Genomic DNA, 16,970 nt, shown 5'->3' with positions numbered 1-16,970 from the left:
AGATTCGACGCATGAGTGGGGGCGAGACCGAACAGGCGGAGGCCGCGGGCGGCGACCGGCGCGTCGCCGTGATCTTCAATCCGGTGAAGCAGGGCATCGAGCAGCTGCGGCCGGCTGTGGAGCGCCTGGCGACCGAGCACGGCTATGCCGCCGCGGAGTGGATCGAGACGACCGAGGACGACCCGGGCACGGGGCAGGCCCGCGAAGCGCGCGGGAACGGTGTCGACCTGATCATCGCCGCCGGCGGCGACGGGACCGTGCGCGCGATCGCCGAGGGCCTGGAGGGCGAGCCGATCCCGGTCGGCATCGTCCCGCTCGGGACGGGCAACCTGTTCGCCCGGAACATCGGCATCCCGGTCAACGACATCCCGGGCGCGGCGAAGCTCGCCTTCACGGGTCGCGATCGCGCCGTCGACGTGCTCCGCGCCAGGGTCCGGCGCGAGGACGACTCGACCGAGACCGAGGTCTCGCTCGTCATGAGCGGCATCGGCATCGATGCGGCGATGATCGCCAACACCGACGCCGACCTGAAGAAGCGAGTCGGGTGGCTCGCGTACGTGGACGCCGGGCTGCGTGCCATCCCGAGCTCCGAGCCGTTCCGGGTCGCCCATCGGATGGACGACGGACGGACGCACCGCTCGAAGGTCTCGAGCATCCTGGTCGCGAACCTCGGCTACCTCCCGGGCAACATCGAGCTGATCCCCGACGCCGAGATCGACGACGGTCGGCTCGACGTGGTGCGCCTGCAGCCGCGGAACGTGTGGGAGTGGCTGATGGTGTGGCGCCGCGTCGCCTGGGAGAACCGGGTGCTCCGAAAGACGGCGCTCGGACGCCAGCTCATCGACCTCACGGGCGGCAACAAGCGCCGCGAGGTCGTCTACGCGAGCGGTGCCACGGTCGACATCGTGATCGACGGCGAACCGCAGGAGTTCGAGATCGACGGCGAGGAGATGGGGATGATCACCGCCGCGCGGTTCGCGATCGACCCGGAGGCGCTCGTGGTCCGCGTGCCCGAGCAGGTCGCGCCGCGCGCTCCCGGCGGTGGACGGCAGCGCTCCGACGTCGCGTCGGCGCCCGGCGCTCCGGCGACGGCTTCCGAGGACGGGAATCCGGCTTCGGAGCTCGACGAGGCCGAGCTCGAGGAGGCCGAGGCCGCCGCGAAGGAGGCCAAGGCGACGCAGCCCCTCACGGGTGAGCTGTCGACGTCCGAGCTCGCCGCGGCGGACGCCGCCCCCGACGCGAGCACGGAGCCCGGAGCGACCGAAGCGCGGTAGGAGCTCAGCCCTCCTCGGGCTCCCCGCTCAGGATGCCGCGCAGCCAGTCGCGCGCCTCGATGAAGATCTCGTCGTCGTACTTCGAGTGGTACTCGACCTCGCGGCGGTCGGCACGCGGGTAGGAACCGAGGAAGATCACCTTCGGGCTGAAGCGCCGCAGGCCGAGCAGCGAGTCGAAGACCCGCTCGTCCTCGACGTGCCCGTCGAGGTCGATCACGAACCGGTAGCGGCCCATCTCGTCGCCGATGGGGCGCGACTGCAGCAGCGACATGTTCACGCCGCGCGTCGAGAACTGCTCGAGCATCGCCAGCAGCGAGCCCGGCTCGTCGTCGGGCAGCTCGACGATGACGCTCGTCTTGTCGGCGCCCGTGCGCGCCGGGATCGCCCGCGAGCGGCTCACGAGCACGAACCGGGTCATGGCGTTCGGGTTGTCGCCGATGGCCTCTGCCAGCACCTCGACGTCGAGGTGGTCGACGATGCCGGGCGGCGCGACCGCGGCGTCGGCGAGGCCGTCGTCGAAGAGCGACGCGGCGGCCTGCACGTTGCTCGTCGACGGCAGGTGGGCGTGGTCGGGGAGCTCGCGCTCGAGCCATCCGCGCGACTGCGCGTAGGCAACCGGGTGGGCGTTGACGACGCGGACCTCGTCGAGCCTCGTGCCGGGGCGCGCGACGAGCACGAAGTTCACGGGCACGAGGTACTCGCCGACGATGCGGAGGCCGGCGACCGTCGCGAGCGCATCCTGCGTGGCGGAGACGCCGCCGTCGACCGAGTTCTCGATCGCGATCATCGCTGCGGTGGAGCGGCCCTCCACGACGTCGGCGAGCGCCTCGCCCACGTTGTTGACGCTGCGCCAGTGCTTGCCCTCCGCCTCGGGCACCTGCTTCAGCGCGGCCTCGGTGAACGTGCCGGCCGGGCCCAGGTACGAGTAGGTCTCGTCGGGGCGTGGCTGCGCGGCATCCGTCATGCCGCAAGCCTACGGCGCGGGGTCGTCGTGTTTCGGGGACCCCTCGCATCCCGACGGGGCAGAATCGCATCGAGGGGGTGGGCGCATGACGACGACGGATGCCGCGGCCGCGCGCCGCACGGTTCCGACCGACGAGGAGCGGCGCATCGCGCTGCGGCGCATGAAGCGGATCGCCCTCGGGCTGCTGCTCGTCGCCGCGGCGGTGTTCGCCGTCGCGTTCCCCCTGCAGGAGACCGTGCCGTGGATGGGCTTCGTGCGCGCCGCCGCCGAGGGCGCCATGGTCGGTGCGATCGCCGACTGGTTCGCGGTCACGGCGCTGTTCCGGCATCCGCTCGGCCTGCCCATCCCGCACACGGCGATCATCCCGCGCCGCAAGGACGAGATCGGCGCGACCCTGGGCGCCTTCGTCGAGGACGAGTTCCTCTCGGACGCCGTCGTGCGCGGCAAGCTGGCCTCGATGGGCGTCGCCCGGCGACTCGGCGAGTGGCTGCGGGATCCCGCGAACGCCGAGCGCGTGACCGCGGAGGCGTCCGTCGCCGGGCGCGGCGTGCTGGGCCTGCTCGGCGACGACGACGTGGCCGACGTCATCGAGCAGCTCGCCAGGCGGCACCTGCTCGAGCCCGAGTGGGGGCCGGCGATCGGACGCGTCGGCGCCCGGCTCATCGCCGCCGACCAGCAGCGGGCCGCGGTCGACGCCGTGCTCGAGAAGGTCGAGACGTGGCTCGCCGCGCATCCGGAGGCGTTCGGCACCATGGTCTCGAGCCGACTGCCGAAGTGGGTCCCGGGCTTCGTGGGCGGACTCGTCGACGACCGCGCGTACCGGGAGGTGCTCGCGTTCGCGCGGTCCGTGCGCGACGAGCCGCGGCATCCGCTGCGCCAGGCGATCGACCGCTGGCTCGCCGAGGTCGCCGACGACCTCCAGCACGACCCCGCGATGATCGAGCGCATCGAACGGCTGAAGCTCGACCTGGTCGAGAGCCCGCGCCTGCGCGAGTTCGCCGGCGAGGTGTGGGACTCGGTCAAGGTGTCGCTGGCCGCGTCGCTCGAGGACCCCGGAAGCGAGCTGCGCGCCGGCCTGCGATCGGCACTCGTCGAGGTCGGGGCACGCCTGGCCGCCGACGACGAGCTCGCCGCGAAGGTCGACGTGTGGGTGACGGATGCCGCGGCCTACGTGGTCGGCCGGTACCGCCACGAGATCGCGGGCGTCATCACCGAGACCGTCGAGCGATGGGATCCGACCGAGACGACCGAGAAGATCGAGCTGCAGGTCGGGCGCGACCTTCAGTACATCCGGATCAACGGCACGGTCGTGGGTGCGCTCGCCGGCCTCGCGATCCACTCGATCGCGACCGCGATCGGCGCCCTCGCCTGACCTCCGAGCCCGCCGTGAGGGGGTGTCGCGCGAACGCCGCGGGGGGCAGGATGGGGGCATGCACGAGCGAGCAGGAACCCCGGCGACCGAATCCGACCTGATCGACGTGGAGGCCCTGCTGAGGGCCTACTACGACCTGCATCCGGACGTCTCGATCCCCGAGCAACGCGTCGTGTTCGGCACGTCGGGCCACCGCGGCTCCTCGCTGAACACCGCGTTCAACGAGGATCACATCCTCGCGATCACCCAGGCGATCGTCGAGTACCGCGCGAGCCAGGGCATCACCGGGCCGCTCTTCATCGGCGCCGACACGCACGCGCTGAGCGGACCCGCCCAGACGACGGCGCTCGACGTGCTCGTCGCCAACGGCGTGCGCGTGCTGGCCGACGAGTACGACGACTACGTGCCGACGCCCGCCCTCAGCCACGCGATCCTCAGCTGGAACAACGACCCGGAGCGGCGCGCCGAGGGCGAGGCCGACGGCATCGTGATCACGCCGAGCCACAACCCGCCGCAGGACGGCGGCTTCAAGTACAACCCGCCGCACGGCGGGCCGGCCGACTCCGACGCGACGAGCTGGATCGCGAACCGGGCGAACGAGATCATCGCGGGCGGATGCCGCGAGGTGAACCAGGCCGAGCCGAGCGCGGTCGAGACCTACGACTTCCGCGGCCGGTACGTGGCGGACCTGGCGAGCATCATCGACTTCGACGCGATCAAGGCGAGCGGCATCCGGATCGGCGCCGACCCGCTCGGCGGGGCGTCGGTCGGCTACTGGGGTGCGATCCGCGACGAGTACGGGATCGACCTCACGGTCGTGAACGAGAAGGTCGACACGCGCTGGGCGTTCATGACGCTCGACTGGGACGGCAAGATCCGGATGGACCCGTCGAGCCCCAACGCCATGGCCTCGGTGCTCGCGAACCGCGAGGGCTACGACATCCTCACGGGGAACGACGCCGACGCCGACCGGCACGGCATCGTCACGCCCGACGGCGGCCTGATGAACCCGAACCACTACCTCGCGGTCGCGATCGAGTACCTCTACACGCACCGGCCCGACTGGCCGGCGGATGCCGCGATCGGCAAGACGCTCGTCTCGAGCTCGATGATCGACCGCGTCGCCGAGTCGCTGGGTCGCCGCCTCTGGGAGGTCCCGGTCGGCTTCAAGTGGTTCGTCCCCGGACTCATCGACGGCTCGGTGGCGTTCGGCGGCGAGGAGAGCGCCGGCGCCTCGTTCCTCCGCAAGGACGGCACCGTCTGGACGACGGACAAGGACGGCATCCTGCTGTGCCTGCTCGCCTCCGAGATCCGCGCGGTGACCGGCAAGTCGCCGAGCGAGCTGTACGCCGAGCTCGTCGCGCGCTTCGGCGCGCCGGCCTACGAGCGCACGGATGCCGCGGCATCCGCTGCGCAGAAGGCCGCGCTCGGCAAGCTCGACGGCGACGCGATCTCGGCGACCGAGCTCGCGGGCGAGCCGATCACGGCGAAGCTCTCGCACGCGCCGGGCAACGGCGCCGCCGTCGGCGGCGTGAAGGTCGCGTCGGAGCACGCGTGGTTCGCGGCCCGGCCGAGCGGCACGGAGGACGTCTACAAGATCTACGCCGAGTCGTTCAGCGGCCCCGAGCACCTCGCCGAGGTGCAGGCCGAGGCGAAGCGGATCGTCGACGCGGCGCTCGGGTCGGCGTAGCGGCGCCGGCGCGGGCGTGCTGCCGCGCCCCGTGTCAAGCCGGGGCGCGGCCGATCTCCGACGCCTAGCATGTCGACGTGACCAACCTCGTCGTGATCCCGTGGCGCCCCGCGCCCTCGCGGATCCCCGCATTCGATCGCGTCCTCGCGTGGTACCGCGCCGAACTGCCGGAGTTCCGGGTGGAGACGATCGACAGCGACGACGACGTGTTCGTGCTGGCTCGCGCGCGCAACCTGGCCGTCGCCCGGCTCGCCGAACCGGACGACGTCGTCGTGATCAATGACGCCGACACGCTGCCGGAGGCGGCCGCCCTGCGCGAGGCGGTCGCTGAGGCCGGAGCGAGCGGGCGCGTGCACCTGCCGTACACGACGTACCGTTGGCTCGGCCCCGAGGGCACGGCCGAACTCGAGGCCGGGGTGCCGCTCGCCGACTGCTCGCACGTGCTCGTCCGCGGGGCGTGCTCCGGCGTCTACGTCACGACGGCGCGGACGTGGGCGGCCCACGGCGGGCAGGACGAGCGCTTCCGCGGGTGGGGGTTCGAGGACTCCGCGTGGCGGCTCGCCCACGAGACCATGCTCGGCATGGAGCCGCACCGGCACGGGGGCGCCGTCTACGCGCTCTCGCACGAACCCGAGGTCCGCGCCGGCGAGCAGTACGACCGGAACGCCGCCCTGATGGCGCGCTACCGCGACGCCGAGGGCGACGTCGACGCGATGGCCGCGCTCATCGCGGAGGCTCAGGCCGTGAGGGCGTCGAACGCGACCTCCGGCCCGGGCCTCGCGGCCTGACCCGCCGCGACGGCGTCGAGTCGTCCACGAGCATCCGCAGGCGGGTCCATCACGCGACGGAGGGCGTCCGCGAGTTCCTGCGCGGTCGCCGTGTTCGGATCGAGGACGACCCCGAACCCTGCGGCCTCGACGGCGGCGGCACCGGCGAACTGGTCGGTCGAGAAGGGCAGCACGACCAACGGCACGCCCGAGCCGATCGCCTCGGTGACGGAGTTGTTCCCGCCGTGCGTGACGGCCGCGGCGGCCTCGCCCAGCAGTCGCACCTGCGGCAGGTACCCGCGCACCAGCCAGTCGCGCGGCAGGTCGCCGAGTTCCGCGGCATCGGTCGAGCCGGTCGCGATCGCGGCCGTCCACCCGAGCGCACGGAGGGCGTCGGCGATGCGCGCGAGGACGTCGCCTCGGACCGAGAGGAAGCTCCCGAAGCTCACGTAGACGAACCGCCGACCGTGCGCGAGCCAGGCCTCGACCTCCGCGTCCGCCGGCTCGGAGCGTCGCGCAGAGCCAAGGAATCGATGCGGCGGGAGCAGTCGGCGGCGGTCGTCGTCCACCAACTCCGAGGGATAGTTGTAGAGCACGAGCGGGCCGTGCTCGGCGAAGGCGTCGTCGACGGCGTGATGCGCCGGGTCGAGGACGCTCGCCGCGCGGTTCCACTCGTCGGAGAATCGTTCGGAGACCGTCCGGCAGAGCCGCCGCAATTCCTCCAGCCCGCCCGGGTCGGGGTCGAAGGCCGAGGGCCAGGCGGGCGGCACGCCGTAGACCTCCGCGCCGACGGGCAGCGCGCTCGGGTGGCCGAGCACGACGTCGCCGTGGGCCGTGCCCGCACCGAGCAGGCCGAGTCGTGCGCTGAACGCGAGGTGGTCGACGAGGACGTGCTCCGGTGCGAGCTCCTCCACGATCCGCGCGGTCGCCCTGGCCCGACCCACCGGGTCCCACATGAGGTCGGTCAGCCGTTCCCGCGCCTGGTAGCGCAGCGTCGCGAGCGCGCCCTCCGCGGTGGCACGGAAGAAGCCGCGCAGCGAATCCCCCTCGTCTGGAGGCTGATCCCCCGCCGCGATGACCCCGGGGTTGGAGCCGCGACCCAGCCGGAGGTCGCGGCGTTCGAACCCGAACGCGTCCACGATCCCCGCGGTCGCCGGTCCGGTCGCGACGACGACGCGTTCGCCGCGGTCCCGCCAGGCCGTCGCCAGCGTCGCGAGCGGGAGCAGGTGGGACGCATAGTCGGGGCTGATCACGAGCAGCGTCATCGCATGCGCTCCGCGGGCTCGAGCGGCTCCGCCTCCTCGCGCGCGACGGACCCGTACACGCCTCCGAGGACCCTCGCCATCCGCTGCACCGTGAACCGCTCCCGAACCATCGCACGCGCCCGCTCGGCGCGGTCGTCGTCACGCTCGGCCTGAGCGACGGTCAGGGCCTCGCCGAGCGCGGTCGACAGTCGCTCGACATCCCAGGTCGCGGTCAGGAGGCCGGTGCGACCGTCGTCGATGTAGGTCGCCGGTCCTCCGCCGTCCGGCGCGACGACGAACAGCCCGGTGGCCATCGCCTCGAGCAGTGCGATCCCGAACTCCTCCTTGAGGCTGGCGCACGCGTAGATGCCGGCCGGGGCGACGGCGCCGGGCACTCCCAGCCGCACGGCCGCCGACCACCGCGCGACGACGTCGTTGGGGCGGTGGCCCGGAAGGAGGAGGCCGCGTCGTGCGCGTTCCGCGGCGGGCACGAGGGATTCGATGCGATCGAGCTGCTCGAGCTCGTCGTCCGAGGGCGCGGCGAGATCCCCTCCCACGATGAGCAGGTTCGCACGCGATGCGACCGGCGACGCCGCCCAGGCCTCGACGAGCGCGGCCATGCCCTTCACTCGGTGGAGGCGCCCCACGCTCAGGATCAGCGGCCGACCCCGGCGGTCGGCGTCGAGCCGCGCCACGAGCCCGCGCAGCTCGTCGAGCGCGGGCCCGGGTTCCGCACCCCGCCGGTGCGCGTCCGCCTCGGCGATCGCGCGATCGATGGACTCCGTGTCGACGCCCTCCGGCACGATCGTCCGGTGCGACGGGTCCGCGGCAGGATCGACTCCGACGAGTCGTCGCAGGTCCTCCTCGAGCCTGGGGCGCGGGAAGAGCACCGTGTGCGCCGCGTTCGCCGCGAGGCGGTGGACGAGCCGCGTGCGGAACCAGAAGTGCTCGACGACGTCGATGCGCCCGAAGTCGCCGCGCCCGAGCCGCCCGGCGCGGTCGAGCGAGTCGATCACCGCGTGGGGATCGGGCGCGAGCGTGAAGACCACCGGCAGGCCGAGTTCCCTGGCGACATCCGCTGCGGCGAGACTGCCGACATCCGCCATCCGGAGGTGCAGGACGTCGGCACCGCCCGCAGCACGCAGGATCCGGCGGATCCCGCGACGCGTCGCCACGCGCAGCGGCCAGGCCCGAGCGGAGGGCACCGGGTCGCTGAGGAGCGGGATGCGTCCGTAGTCGTGGCCTCGCTCCGACGCCTCCACCGCGACGAGGTCGGCGAGCGCTCCGGCGACCGAACCGCGGGAGAGCGTGATCACGCGGTCCACCGCCGACTCGGGATCGCGGACCAACGCGTCGCCGAGGCGGACGAGCAGGGTCGCGATGCCGCCGTTGTCGCCGGCGCCCGCCGATCGCATGCCCGGGTCGATGTCCGCGTGGAGGAACAGTTGGGCGACCGTCAGGCCGGAACCGTCGCGGCGATGCATCGGTCCCGTCGCGGACAGGTCGACGAGCGCGAGTCGGGCGACGGCTCCGAGGTGCCCGTCGGCGTCCGCGATCGCCTCGAGCGTCGATGCGACCGCGGCCGGGTCGCTCCGTTGGCCCAGCGCCGCGATCGCGGCGACGCGGACCGCGTTCGGCTCGTCCGCGTCGGAGGCGAGTCGCACGAGCGGGGCGGTCGCGAGCGGGTCGCGGACGAGTCCGAGCGTCTCGACGAGCCGTGCTCGCGCCTCCGCCTCCCCGATGCCGAGCAGGCCGCCCTCGATGCCCGCGACGAGTGGCACCGGTTCGAAACCCGACCACTGCTCGAGCGATCGCTGCGCGAGCATGCCCGCGAACCCTCCCCGCACCACCATGCCCAGCAGGCCGCCGATGGCCGCGTGGCGCGGTAGTCCCGACCCCAGGGCCCATGCGGCGTGCTCGCGCTGGAACTCCCGGTCGTCGCCGAGGAGGCGGACCAGCACGCGCGATGCCTCGTCGTCGAGCATGCCCGCGAGCGCGTGCGTGGCGGCGATCGCGGCGAGTTCGTCGTCGCCGCCGGCGACGCGTTCGAGGGTCCGGATGGTGCGGGCGCCCGGCTCCCGTCCGGCCTCGAACGCGAGATCGTCGGCCGCGCGCATCGCGTCGACGATCGCGGGCGCCGTGAGCACGGCGTCGAGTGCGGTCCGGACCCCCATGGCGCTCCCCCTGCCCGACGCGCCCGATGCCGACGATGCCGGCGACGACGCATGCGATCTGGATGATACTTCGACAGGATGGAGCTTCCTGTCACCCCGTTGACAGTCCGCTGAGAGGGGTTCCCGCGTGCACGTCGTGGCGATCGGCGATGTCGGCGTGGTCGACGGCATGATGCACATCGGCGACGAGGCGATGTTCGAGGCCGCGGTCGAGGCGCTGCGCCGCAGAGGCGTCCGGGAGGTCACGGCGATCTCCGCAGCGCCGGCGGACAGCGCCTCCAGGTTCGGCGTCGGAGCGATCGGACGCATCGGGTTCACCGGCACGCGGAGCGCCATGCGGCAGCGCCTCGACGCGGTGCGGTCGGCCGCGGGTGGTGCACGGACCCTCGCGGGCGATGATCCGGCGATGGCCGTCATCGAAGCGGTCGCGGCGGCCGACGGCGTGCTGATCGCGGGCGGCGGCAACCTCGCATCGAACTGGCCGGCCCATGTCTTCGAGCGCGCGGCACTGGGGGCGATCGCGGATCGGCTCGGCCGCCCGCTCGTGGTCTCCGGCCAGACGATCGGTCCGTGGCTCGACGCCGCCGATCGCGACCTCGTGTCCGGGCTGCTGCGGTCGGCCCGGCTGGTCGGGACGCGCGAGCACGCCTCGCTGCGACTGGCGCATGCGATCGGCGTGCCTCCGGAGCGGCTCGCCGCCAACCGCGACGACGCGAGCTTCCTCGGGGTCGACGATCCGGAGACCGACGGCGGCGCATGCGAGCCGTACGTGCTCGCGAGCCTGTCGATCCACCTCGGCGGCCGGCCCCGCGACGAGACGATCGGCGGCCTCGCCGCGGCGCTCGACGGGCTGGCGGACCGATCGGGGACTCGCGTGCGGTTCCACCCCCATTACGGCTCGCTCGATCCGTCCGTCGACGCGGGCGACGAGGTGCTGCACGCAGCGGTGCGCGACGCCATGCGGACGCCGGCCGACCTCCTTCAGCCGGGCGATCCACGGGCGGCGGCACGGCTCGCGCGCGAGGCGGCGATGCTCGTGACCAGCCGGTACCATCCGGCCGTGTTCGCCGCGCCGCTGGGCGTCCCCGTCGCCGCAGTGTCGGCGGACGAGTACACCGACGTGAAGCTGCGCGGTGCGACCGGGTGGTGGGGGCAGCGCGACGTCATGTCGCTCGGTGCGGTCTCGGCGGCGGCGGGCGGCGCCGCGCTCGCACGGGTGTGGGACCGGCGCGCCCAGGCGCGAGCCGCCGCACTGGCCCTGCATGCTCGGGCGCGGGCGGAGTCCGAGGAGTGGTTCGACCGCGCCTTCCTGGCCTTCACGGACTGAGGCCGGCACGCGGCACGGCGCGACGAGGGCTCAGCTGAGGGAGAAGTACGAGACCGAGCCGCCGCCGGTCGCGAGCGCGACGTCGACGTCCCAGTAGTCCGCGTCCTTGGTGTGCCCGCCGACCCAGACCCGGGTGCCCGCGTCGGTGTGCTCGACTCGGGTCACGACGGCGGTGTGGTCGCGGTCGCCGGAGCCGTCCCAGTCGAACTGGGCGATGTCGCCGACCTTGACCCGGGCGCGCTCGGCGTCGGTGAGCTCGGTCGCCACGTCGGTGCGCGTGCGCAGGTAGTCGCGGAGGGCGGTCGAGCTCGACCACGCGCTCGTCATCTGCCCGGTGCCGCGATCGTAGTTCCACGCCGCGTCCATCGTCCAGCCGCGCGCGATGAGCGACTGGCTGGCGAAGTTGGCGCAGTCCACGCCGCTCAGCACGGCGTACTGCGCGGTGTTGTAGTCCGACCAGTGAGCGAGGACGTAGGACACCTGCGCCTCGATGCCGGGGTCGTCCGTGTACGTGATCGAGAGCGCCGCTCGGTCGACCTCGTCGGCCGCGAGCGGCGCGGACGCCTCGACGATGCCCTGCACCGACGTCGTGACCGAGGCGGGGGCGGATGCCACGGGCACCTCGACGTCGACGACCGAACCGTCCGCCTCGGCGAGGACCACGTCGACGCCGCCGCGGACGGAGTCGTCGACCTCCGGCACCGCGAACGTGATCGCGACGGCATCGGCGTCGACGATCTCGGCAGGCGTGCCGGCCACGCTGACCTGGGCGACCCGGTCGAGGTTGCGGCCCCGGACCGTCACCTCGGTGCCGCCCGTGAAGGGCGCCTCGCTCGCCGAGAGCTCGCTCGTCACGACCGGCCGATCGTCCTGCACGACCGGGGGGATCACGACGTCGTCCGCCGCGGATGCCGCCAGCTCGTCGATCGCGGCGCCTCGTGCCGAGGCGTCCGCCCGGGCCGGGTCGTCCATGCCGCTCACGAGTGCGCCGCCGCCGATCGCGCCGCCGAGGAGGAAGGCGGCGCAGGCGGCGATCAGGGGCCGTCGGGAGCCGCTCGACGGGCGACGGTTGCCGCGGCGGTCGGCACGGTGGCGCGGGAAGCGGTAGCCCCCGCCCAGGGTGCGGACGCCGTCGGCACGAGCCCCGGCGTCCGCGCCGCCGGCGTCGGGGGTCGTCGGCTCGGCCGGATCGGGCACGGTCGAGTCGACGGAGGTCGCGGCGGGATCGTCCACGACGAGGTCCCCGGCGGGGGGACCGGGGACCTGGTCGCCCCCGGTCGGGGAACCGGGGACGGCGGTGTCGGCGATCGGGGTCTCGACGACAGGGGGCACCGGCTCGGCCGGATCGGGCACGGTCGAGTCGGAAGCGGAGGCGTCGGCGGTCGACGCGGCGGTGAACGTCGACCGCGCGGTCTCGGGCCGGGTCGCCGACAGCGCCGCGATCTCGGGCGCGGGCAGGTCGAGTTCGGCGCGGACGGCGGCGAGCGCCGCGCTGCGACGTTCGTCGGAGTCGGCGCTGCCCGGAGGCTGCGTCAGGTCGAAGTCGCGCGCGGCATCCGGCTCGGGGGCTCGGTACGTGGATCGACGGTGGGCAGGCAGGAGGAAGTTTCGTGGCACGGGGCGTGGGGGTGTTCCATGTCGGCATTTCGGGGGACACCGGAGTCCATCACGCGATCTTGTGAGGATCCCTCGCGCCCACTGGGAGGACCGTGGGAGCGCGACCATCCGCCCCGTCGCGCGGCCGGCTCACGCGGACCGACGACGGCGCGCCTGTCGCGCCATCGCGACGCCCGCCAGCACCAGCGGCACGAGCACCACCATCGCGACGAGGTTCACGCCCGCGAAGCCGGCCAGCCCGAGCACGAGGCCCGAGAGTGCCGCGGAAGCGGCCGCGGCGACGTTCATCGCGGCATCCGTCGCCCCCTGCAGCGCCACCCGCGACGCGGGTTCGACCGACTTCGTGAGCAGCGTCGAGCCGCCGATGAGCGACGCGGACCAGCCGAGGCCGAGCAACCCGAGCGCGACCGGGATCAGGACCAGCGAGTCGCCGGGCGCGAAGATGCCGATGAGTGTGGCCACGAGCAGGATCGCGCCACCGAGTGCGATGACGCGCGGCGCACCGATCCGGTCGACCAGCCACCCCATCAGCGGGCTCGCGGCGTACATGCCCAGGATGTGGATGCTGATCACGACGCCGACCATGGCGATCGGCACGCCGTGCCCGGTCATGTGGACGGGCGTCATGACCATCACGCCCACCATCACGGTGTGCGCGCACACGATCGCGAGGATCGCGAGCCGGCCGCGCGGGTCGCGGAAGGCGGCGCGGAACGCCGGCCACGACCGGACGCGCTCGCTCGACCCCGACGTGCTCGTGTCGGCGACCAGCCGGCCGGCCCGCGGCAGCCGCAGGACGGCCGCGGCGATGAGCGTCGCGGTCGCGAAGACCGCGCCCGAGAGCACGAACGGCCCGACGAGCGCGGGGAGCCCCGCGGCCTGGCCGAGCTCATCGCCGGTCGACGACAGCAGCGGGCCCGCGACCGAGCCGATCGTCGTCGCCCACAGCACGAGCGACATCGACCGAGCCTCGAAGCCGGGCGCGGCGACCTCGGTCGCCGCGAAGCGCGCCTGCAGGCCGGCGGCGGTGCCCGCCCCGAACGCGGCGAGCCCGAGGAACACGACCGGCACCACGCCCGTCGACGCCGCCACGACGATGAGCACCGCGCCGACCGCTGACGAGGCGTATCCCATCGCGAGGGCGACGTGCCTGCCGGACCGCACCGCGATCCGCGCGAGCGGGATCGCCGCGATCGCCGCACCGAACACGCTCGCCGACTGGGAGAGGCCGCCGAGGGCGGTGACGCCGGTCAGGTCGGCGACGAGGATCGCCGCGAGCGCCATGCCGGTCGCGACGCCGATGCCCGCGAGGAGCTGGTTGACGATCAGCAGGCCGAGCTGGAGCCCGGCCCGGCGCGGCGGCGACTCCGGCACCGGCACCTGAGCGGCCGCACCCGAGTCGTTCACCCCGGACGATGCCGCCCCGGGCGTGCCCGGCCCGGACGCGCCGTCGATCGCGTCAGGCATAGTCGGGCGCCGCCGGGAGGCCGAAGAACTCCTCGAGCGTCGTCACGCCCTTCTCGTGCATCTCATTCGAGAGGTCGGTGCCGATGTAGCGGAAGTGCCACGGCTCGAACTGGTAGCCGGTGACCTCGACCTTGTCGGCCGGATAGCGAAGCAGGAAGCCGAACCGGTACGCGTTGTCGCGGAGCCATTGCCCCTCGGGGGTGTCGGCGAAGCAGACGGCGAGGGAGCAGTTGCCCGACTCCGGCCCGATGTCGATCGTGAGGCCGGTCTGGTGCTCGCTGAAGCCCGGACGTGCGGTCAGCTCGTCGTCGTTGTCGTAGATCCGCTCCTGGGCCTCGTACGACCGGTACGCGCTGTTCGATGCGAGCGAGAGTCCGGCTTCGGCGGATGCCGCCTGGAACATCTTCACCACGGCGTCGGACGCCTCCGCGCGCATGAGCGGTTCCCACGTGTGCGGGACGGGGACGACGACGAGGTCGGCCGGCTCGTAGTCCGTCGGGTTCAACGGCCGGAGCTTGTCGACGACCACCCAGATGCTGTCGGGGTCGTCGATCGAGTGCGCGGCCTTGTCGAAGGTGTCGACCGGGGTCGGGGTCGACGTCGCCGTCGGCGCGGGACGGGGGGTCGCGGTCGGTGTGGGCGTCGGCGTCGCCGACGCGCCCGCGGAGTCGGCCGAGGGGGCGAACGCCACGATCGCCCAGACGGCGAGGGCAGCGACGAGGACCATGCCGATGAGGGCGGCGATCAGGCGGTTGCGGCGGACGCGGGGTGACGGTCCGGTTCCGGACGACATCACCCGGCGAGCCTCCAGTAGTAGACCTCGGCGCCGGGGTGCTCCTCGGTGATGGCCACGTCGACGTCGCGGTAGGCGCTGTCCTTCGTGTGGCCGGCGAACGAGATGCGCACCTCGCCGTCGCCCCGCTCGATGCGCGTCACGATGCCCGTGTGGTCGCGGTCGCCCGAGCGGTCCCAGTCGAACTGGACGATGTCGCCGAGGCGCACCTGGTCACGGTCCCCGTCGTCGAGCGGCGTCGCGAGCTCGGGGTGCGCGGAGAGCCAGACGTGCATCGCGGTCGAGCTCCGCCACGACGCGGTCGACGAGTACGGGTCACCGCCGTGGTGCCATTCGTCGGTCTGTTCCCATCCGCGAGCGACCAGTGCCTGGCTGGCGAAGTTGACGCAATCGTTGCCTTCCAGCACACCCCACTCCTCGACGTTGTAGTCCGACCAGTATGCGAGGGCGTAGTCGAGTTGCGCCAGCACCGCGGGGTCGCTGGTCCGATCGGCGACGAGGTCCGCGTCGGCGCCGGCGGCATCCGGACCCGCGCCCTCGTCCGCCGCCTCGCCGTCGTCGCGGTCCTCGAGGTCGGACCCGCCTCCCCGCGTCGGCGATGCCGAGTCGGCCGACGCCACCTGCGGCGGCAGCGGCGGGATCCCTGCGCAGCCGGAGAGGCACAGCGCACCCAACGCGGTGACGCCGAGGAGGGTCGCCACGGCGCGACGTCGGGAGGTTCGGGTACGTGGCACCTGGTCACGCTAACCTCGGCGCCTCGGAGGACGCCGGGAGCGCGCTGCGTGCGAGCGGTGCATCTCCGATGAGGCAGGTGCGACAGTCGAGGCGCCCGCGAGGGATCACGCCGCGGTCACGATCGCCTGAATGTGAGAGCGCTCTCTTGACAGACCGACGCATGACTGCTTAGCATCGTGAACCGCATCGTGAGAGCGCTCTCACCGGAGATCGGAAGCGCTCGAGCGACGCGCCCGCAATCCGATTCCACCCACGCACACAAGGGAGTGACCGTGATGCTTTCACGACGCACCAAGGCGATCGCCGCCCTCGCAGGCGCCGCATCGTTCGCCCTCATCGCCACCGGCTGCGCCGCGGGCGATGACAGCGCCTCGGACGACGGCGGCCCGATCGAGCTGACCGTCGCCACGTTCAACAACTTCGGCTACACCGACGAGCTCCTCCAGGAGTACATGGACGAGCACCCGAACGTGACGGTCGTCCACAACGTCGCCGCCGAGTCCGGCGACGCCCGCGCCAACTACTTCCAGAAGCTCGGCAAGGGCGGCCTGGCCGACGTCGAGGCGGTCGAGATCGACTGGTTCGCCGAGGCCATGCAGTACTCCGACCTGCTCGCCGAGGCGCCCGACAGCGTCAAGGGCCGCTGGCTCGACTGGAAGGAAGCCGCCGCGACGGATGCCGACGGCCGCCTGATCGGCTTCGGCACCGACATCGGCCCGCAGGGCATCTGCTACCGGGCCGACCTGTTCGAGTCCGCAGGACTCCCGAGCGACCGCGAGTCGGTCGCCGACCTGTTCGACGGCGACTGGGAGCACTTCCTCGACGTGGCGGACCAGTACCGCGAGGCCACCGGCAAGCCCATGATCGACTCGGCCAACTCGGTGCTCCAGGGCATCGTGAACCAGATCGAGTACACGTACACCGAGCCGGACGGCACGGTCATCGCCACCGAGAACCCCGAGATCGCCGACGCGTACCAGCTCGTCACCGAGCGCGCGATCCCGAACTCGGCGTACTCCGGCCAGTGGTCGGACGACTGGTTCGCCTCGATGGCGAACGGCGAATTCGCCACGATGCTCTGCCCCGGCTGGATGCTCGGCGTGATCTCCGGCAGCGCCGCGGACGTCGAGGGCTGGGACATCGCCGACGTCTTCCCGAACGGCGGCGGCAACTGGGGCGGGTCGTACCTGACCGTCCCCGCCGACGGCGAGAACGTCGAGGCCGCCCTCGAGCTCGCGGACTGGCTGACCAGCCCCGAGACGCAGATGAAGGCCTTCGCGAACGCGGGCACGTTCCCGAGCCAGCTCGAGGCCCTCGAGGGCGACGAGCTCGCGAGCGCGACGAACGAGTACTTCAACGACGCGCCGAGCGGTGAGATCCTCTCGAACCGCGCCGCGGCCGTGTCGGTCGCGCCCTACAAGGACGCCGACTACTTCAAGTACCACGACGCGCTCCAGAACGCGGTCAACCGCGTGTTCGACGGTTCCGAGGACGAGCAGTCCTCGTGGGACACCTGGGTCGCCGAGGTCGAGGCCTTCTAGGCCCT

At 72.9% G+C, this 16,970-nt stretch carries 13 protein-coding genes; 6 read left to right on the top strand and 7 right to left on the bottom strand.

Features of this window, described 5'->3' with window-relative positions:
* Window positions 1–11 precede the first annotated feature (11 nt).
* Complete coding sequence (locus tag GJR97_RS05110) at window positions 12–1,274, top strand: diacylglycerol/lipid kinase family protein (RefSeq protein WP_154345449.1); 1,263 nt, start codon at window positions 12–14, stop codon at window positions 1,272–1,274.
* Window positions 1,275–1,278: 4 nt separating this feature from the next.
* Here GJR97_RS05110 and pheA read toward each other — a convergent pair whose 3' ends face one another.
* Window positions 1,279–2,238: a prephenate dehydratase gene (gene pheA / locus GJR97_RS05105; protein WP_154345448.1), complete on the bottom strand. Its 960-nt coding sequence runs from the start codon at window positions 2,236–2,238 to the stop codon at window positions 1,279–1,281.
* 85 nt (window positions 2,239–2,323) lie between these two features.
* Here pheA and GJR97_RS05100 point away from each other — a divergent pair, with 85 nt between their 5' ends.
* The 3 genes from GJR97_RS05100 to GJR97_RS05090 all read left to right on the top strand — a co-directional run bounded on the left by GJR97_RS05100 (window position 2,324) and on the right by GJR97_RS05090 (window position 6,088).
* Entirely contained in the window at window positions 2,324–3,610 is a 1,287-nt protein-coding gene (locus tag GJR97_RS05100; RefSeq protein WP_154345447.1) for a DUF445 domain-containing protein, read from the top strand.
* A gap of 58 nt (window positions 3,611–3,668) precedes the next feature.
* The gene (gene pgm, locus GJR97_RS05095) at window positions 3,669–5,300 is read left to right on the top strand and encodes a phosphoglucomutase (alpha-D-glucose-1,6-bisphosphate-dependent) (protein ID WP_154345446.1); all 1,632 of its coding nucleotides are present in this window, start codon (window positions 3,669–3,671) and stop codon (window positions 5,298–5,300) included.
* A 77-nt stretch (window positions 5,301–5,377) separates the two neighbouring features.
* Window positions 5,378–6,088, top strand: a complete 711-nt coding sequence (locus GJR97_RS05090; RefSeq protein ID WP_154345445.1) for a hypothetical protein — start codon at window positions 5,378–5,380, stop codon at window positions 6,086–6,088.
* Here GJR97_RS05090 and GJR97_RS05085 read toward each other — a convergent pair.
* Together GJR97_RS05085 and GJR97_RS05080 are read right to left on the bottom strand one after the other, a co-directional pair.
* Window positions 6,037–7,332 (bottom strand): nucleotide disphospho-sugar-binding domain-containing protein, encoded by a 1,296-nt coding sequence (locus tag GJR97_RS05085; RefSeq protein ID WP_154345444.1) that lies wholly within the window; start codon window positions 7,330–7,332, stop codon window positions 6,037–6,039. The two genes, GJR97_RS05090 and GJR97_RS05085, sit on opposite strands and share 52 nt — an antisense overlap.
* Window positions 7,329–9,485, bottom strand: coding sequence for a glycosyltransferase (locus GJR97_RS05080; RefSeq protein WP_154345443.1), 2,157 nt, complete (start codon window positions 9,483–9,485; stop codon window positions 7,329–7,331). Before GJR97_RS05080 ends, GJR97_RS05085 begins: the two co-directional genes overlap by 4 nt.
* Before the next feature lie 127 nt (window positions 9,486–9,612).
* On the opposite strand from GJR97_RS05080, the gene GJR97_RS05075 reads away from it, so the two are divergent.
* Entirely contained in the window at window positions 9,613–10,812 is a 1,200-nt protein-coding gene (locus GJR97_RS05075) for a polysaccharide pyruvyl transferase family protein (protein ID WP_154345442.1), read from the top strand.
* 30 nt (window positions 10,813–10,842) lie between these two features.
* On the opposite strand, the gene GJR97_RS18685 is transcribed toward GJR97_RS05075, so the two are convergent.
* The 4 genes from GJR97_RS18685 to GJR97_RS05055 all read right to left on the bottom strand — a co-directional run bounded on the left by GJR97_RS18685 (window position 10,843) and on the right by GJR97_RS05055 (window position 15,423).
* The gene (locus GJR97_RS18685) at window positions 10,843–12,429 is read right to left on the bottom strand and encodes an amidase domain-containing protein (RefSeq protein WP_154345441.1); all 1,587 of its coding nucleotides are present in this window, start codon (window positions 12,427–12,429) and stop codon (window positions 10,843–10,845) included.
* 129 nt (window positions 12,430–12,558) lie between these two features.
* Window positions 12,559–13,896 carry an MFS transporter gene (locus tag GJR97_RS05065; protein WP_154345440.1) on the bottom strand — a complete coding sequence of 446 codons (1,338 nt, stop codon included), beginning with the start codon at window positions 13,894–13,896 and terminating at the stop codon, window positions 12,559–12,561.
* Window positions 13,889–14,689, bottom strand: a complete 801-nt coding sequence (locus GJR97_RS05060) for a M15 family metallopeptidase (protein WP_154345439.1) — start codon at window positions 14,687–14,689, stop codon at window positions 13,889–13,891. The genes GJR97_RS05065 and GJR97_RS05060 overlap by 8 nt, the downstream gene beginning before the upstream one ends.
* Complete coding sequence (locus GJR97_RS05055; protein WP_154345438.1) at window positions 14,689–15,423, bottom strand: amidase domain-containing protein; 735 nt, start codon at window positions 15,421–15,423, stop codon at window positions 14,689–14,691. The genes GJR97_RS05060 and GJR97_RS05055 overlap by 1 nt, the downstream gene beginning before the upstream one ends.
* Window positions 15,424–15,699: 276 nt before the next feature.
* Between GJR97_RS05055 and GJR97_RS05050 the strand changes: the two genes are divergently transcribed.
* A complete protein-coding gene (locus GJR97_RS05050) occupies window positions 15,700–16,965 on the top strand; it encodes an ABC transporter substrate-binding protein (RefSeq protein ID WP_154345494.1) in 1,266 nt (421 codons plus the stop codon).
* Window positions 16,966–16,970 lie beyond the last annotated feature (5 nt).

Source organism: Agromyces kandeliae, from assembly GCF_009674665.1.
Classification (GTDB): Bacteria; Actinomycetota; Actinomycetes; order Actinomycetales; family Microbacteriaceae; genus Agromyces; species Agromyces kandeliae.
Note: the sequence above shows the minus strand (reverse complement) of the source record. Positions and strands in the feature narration are given on the sequence as shown.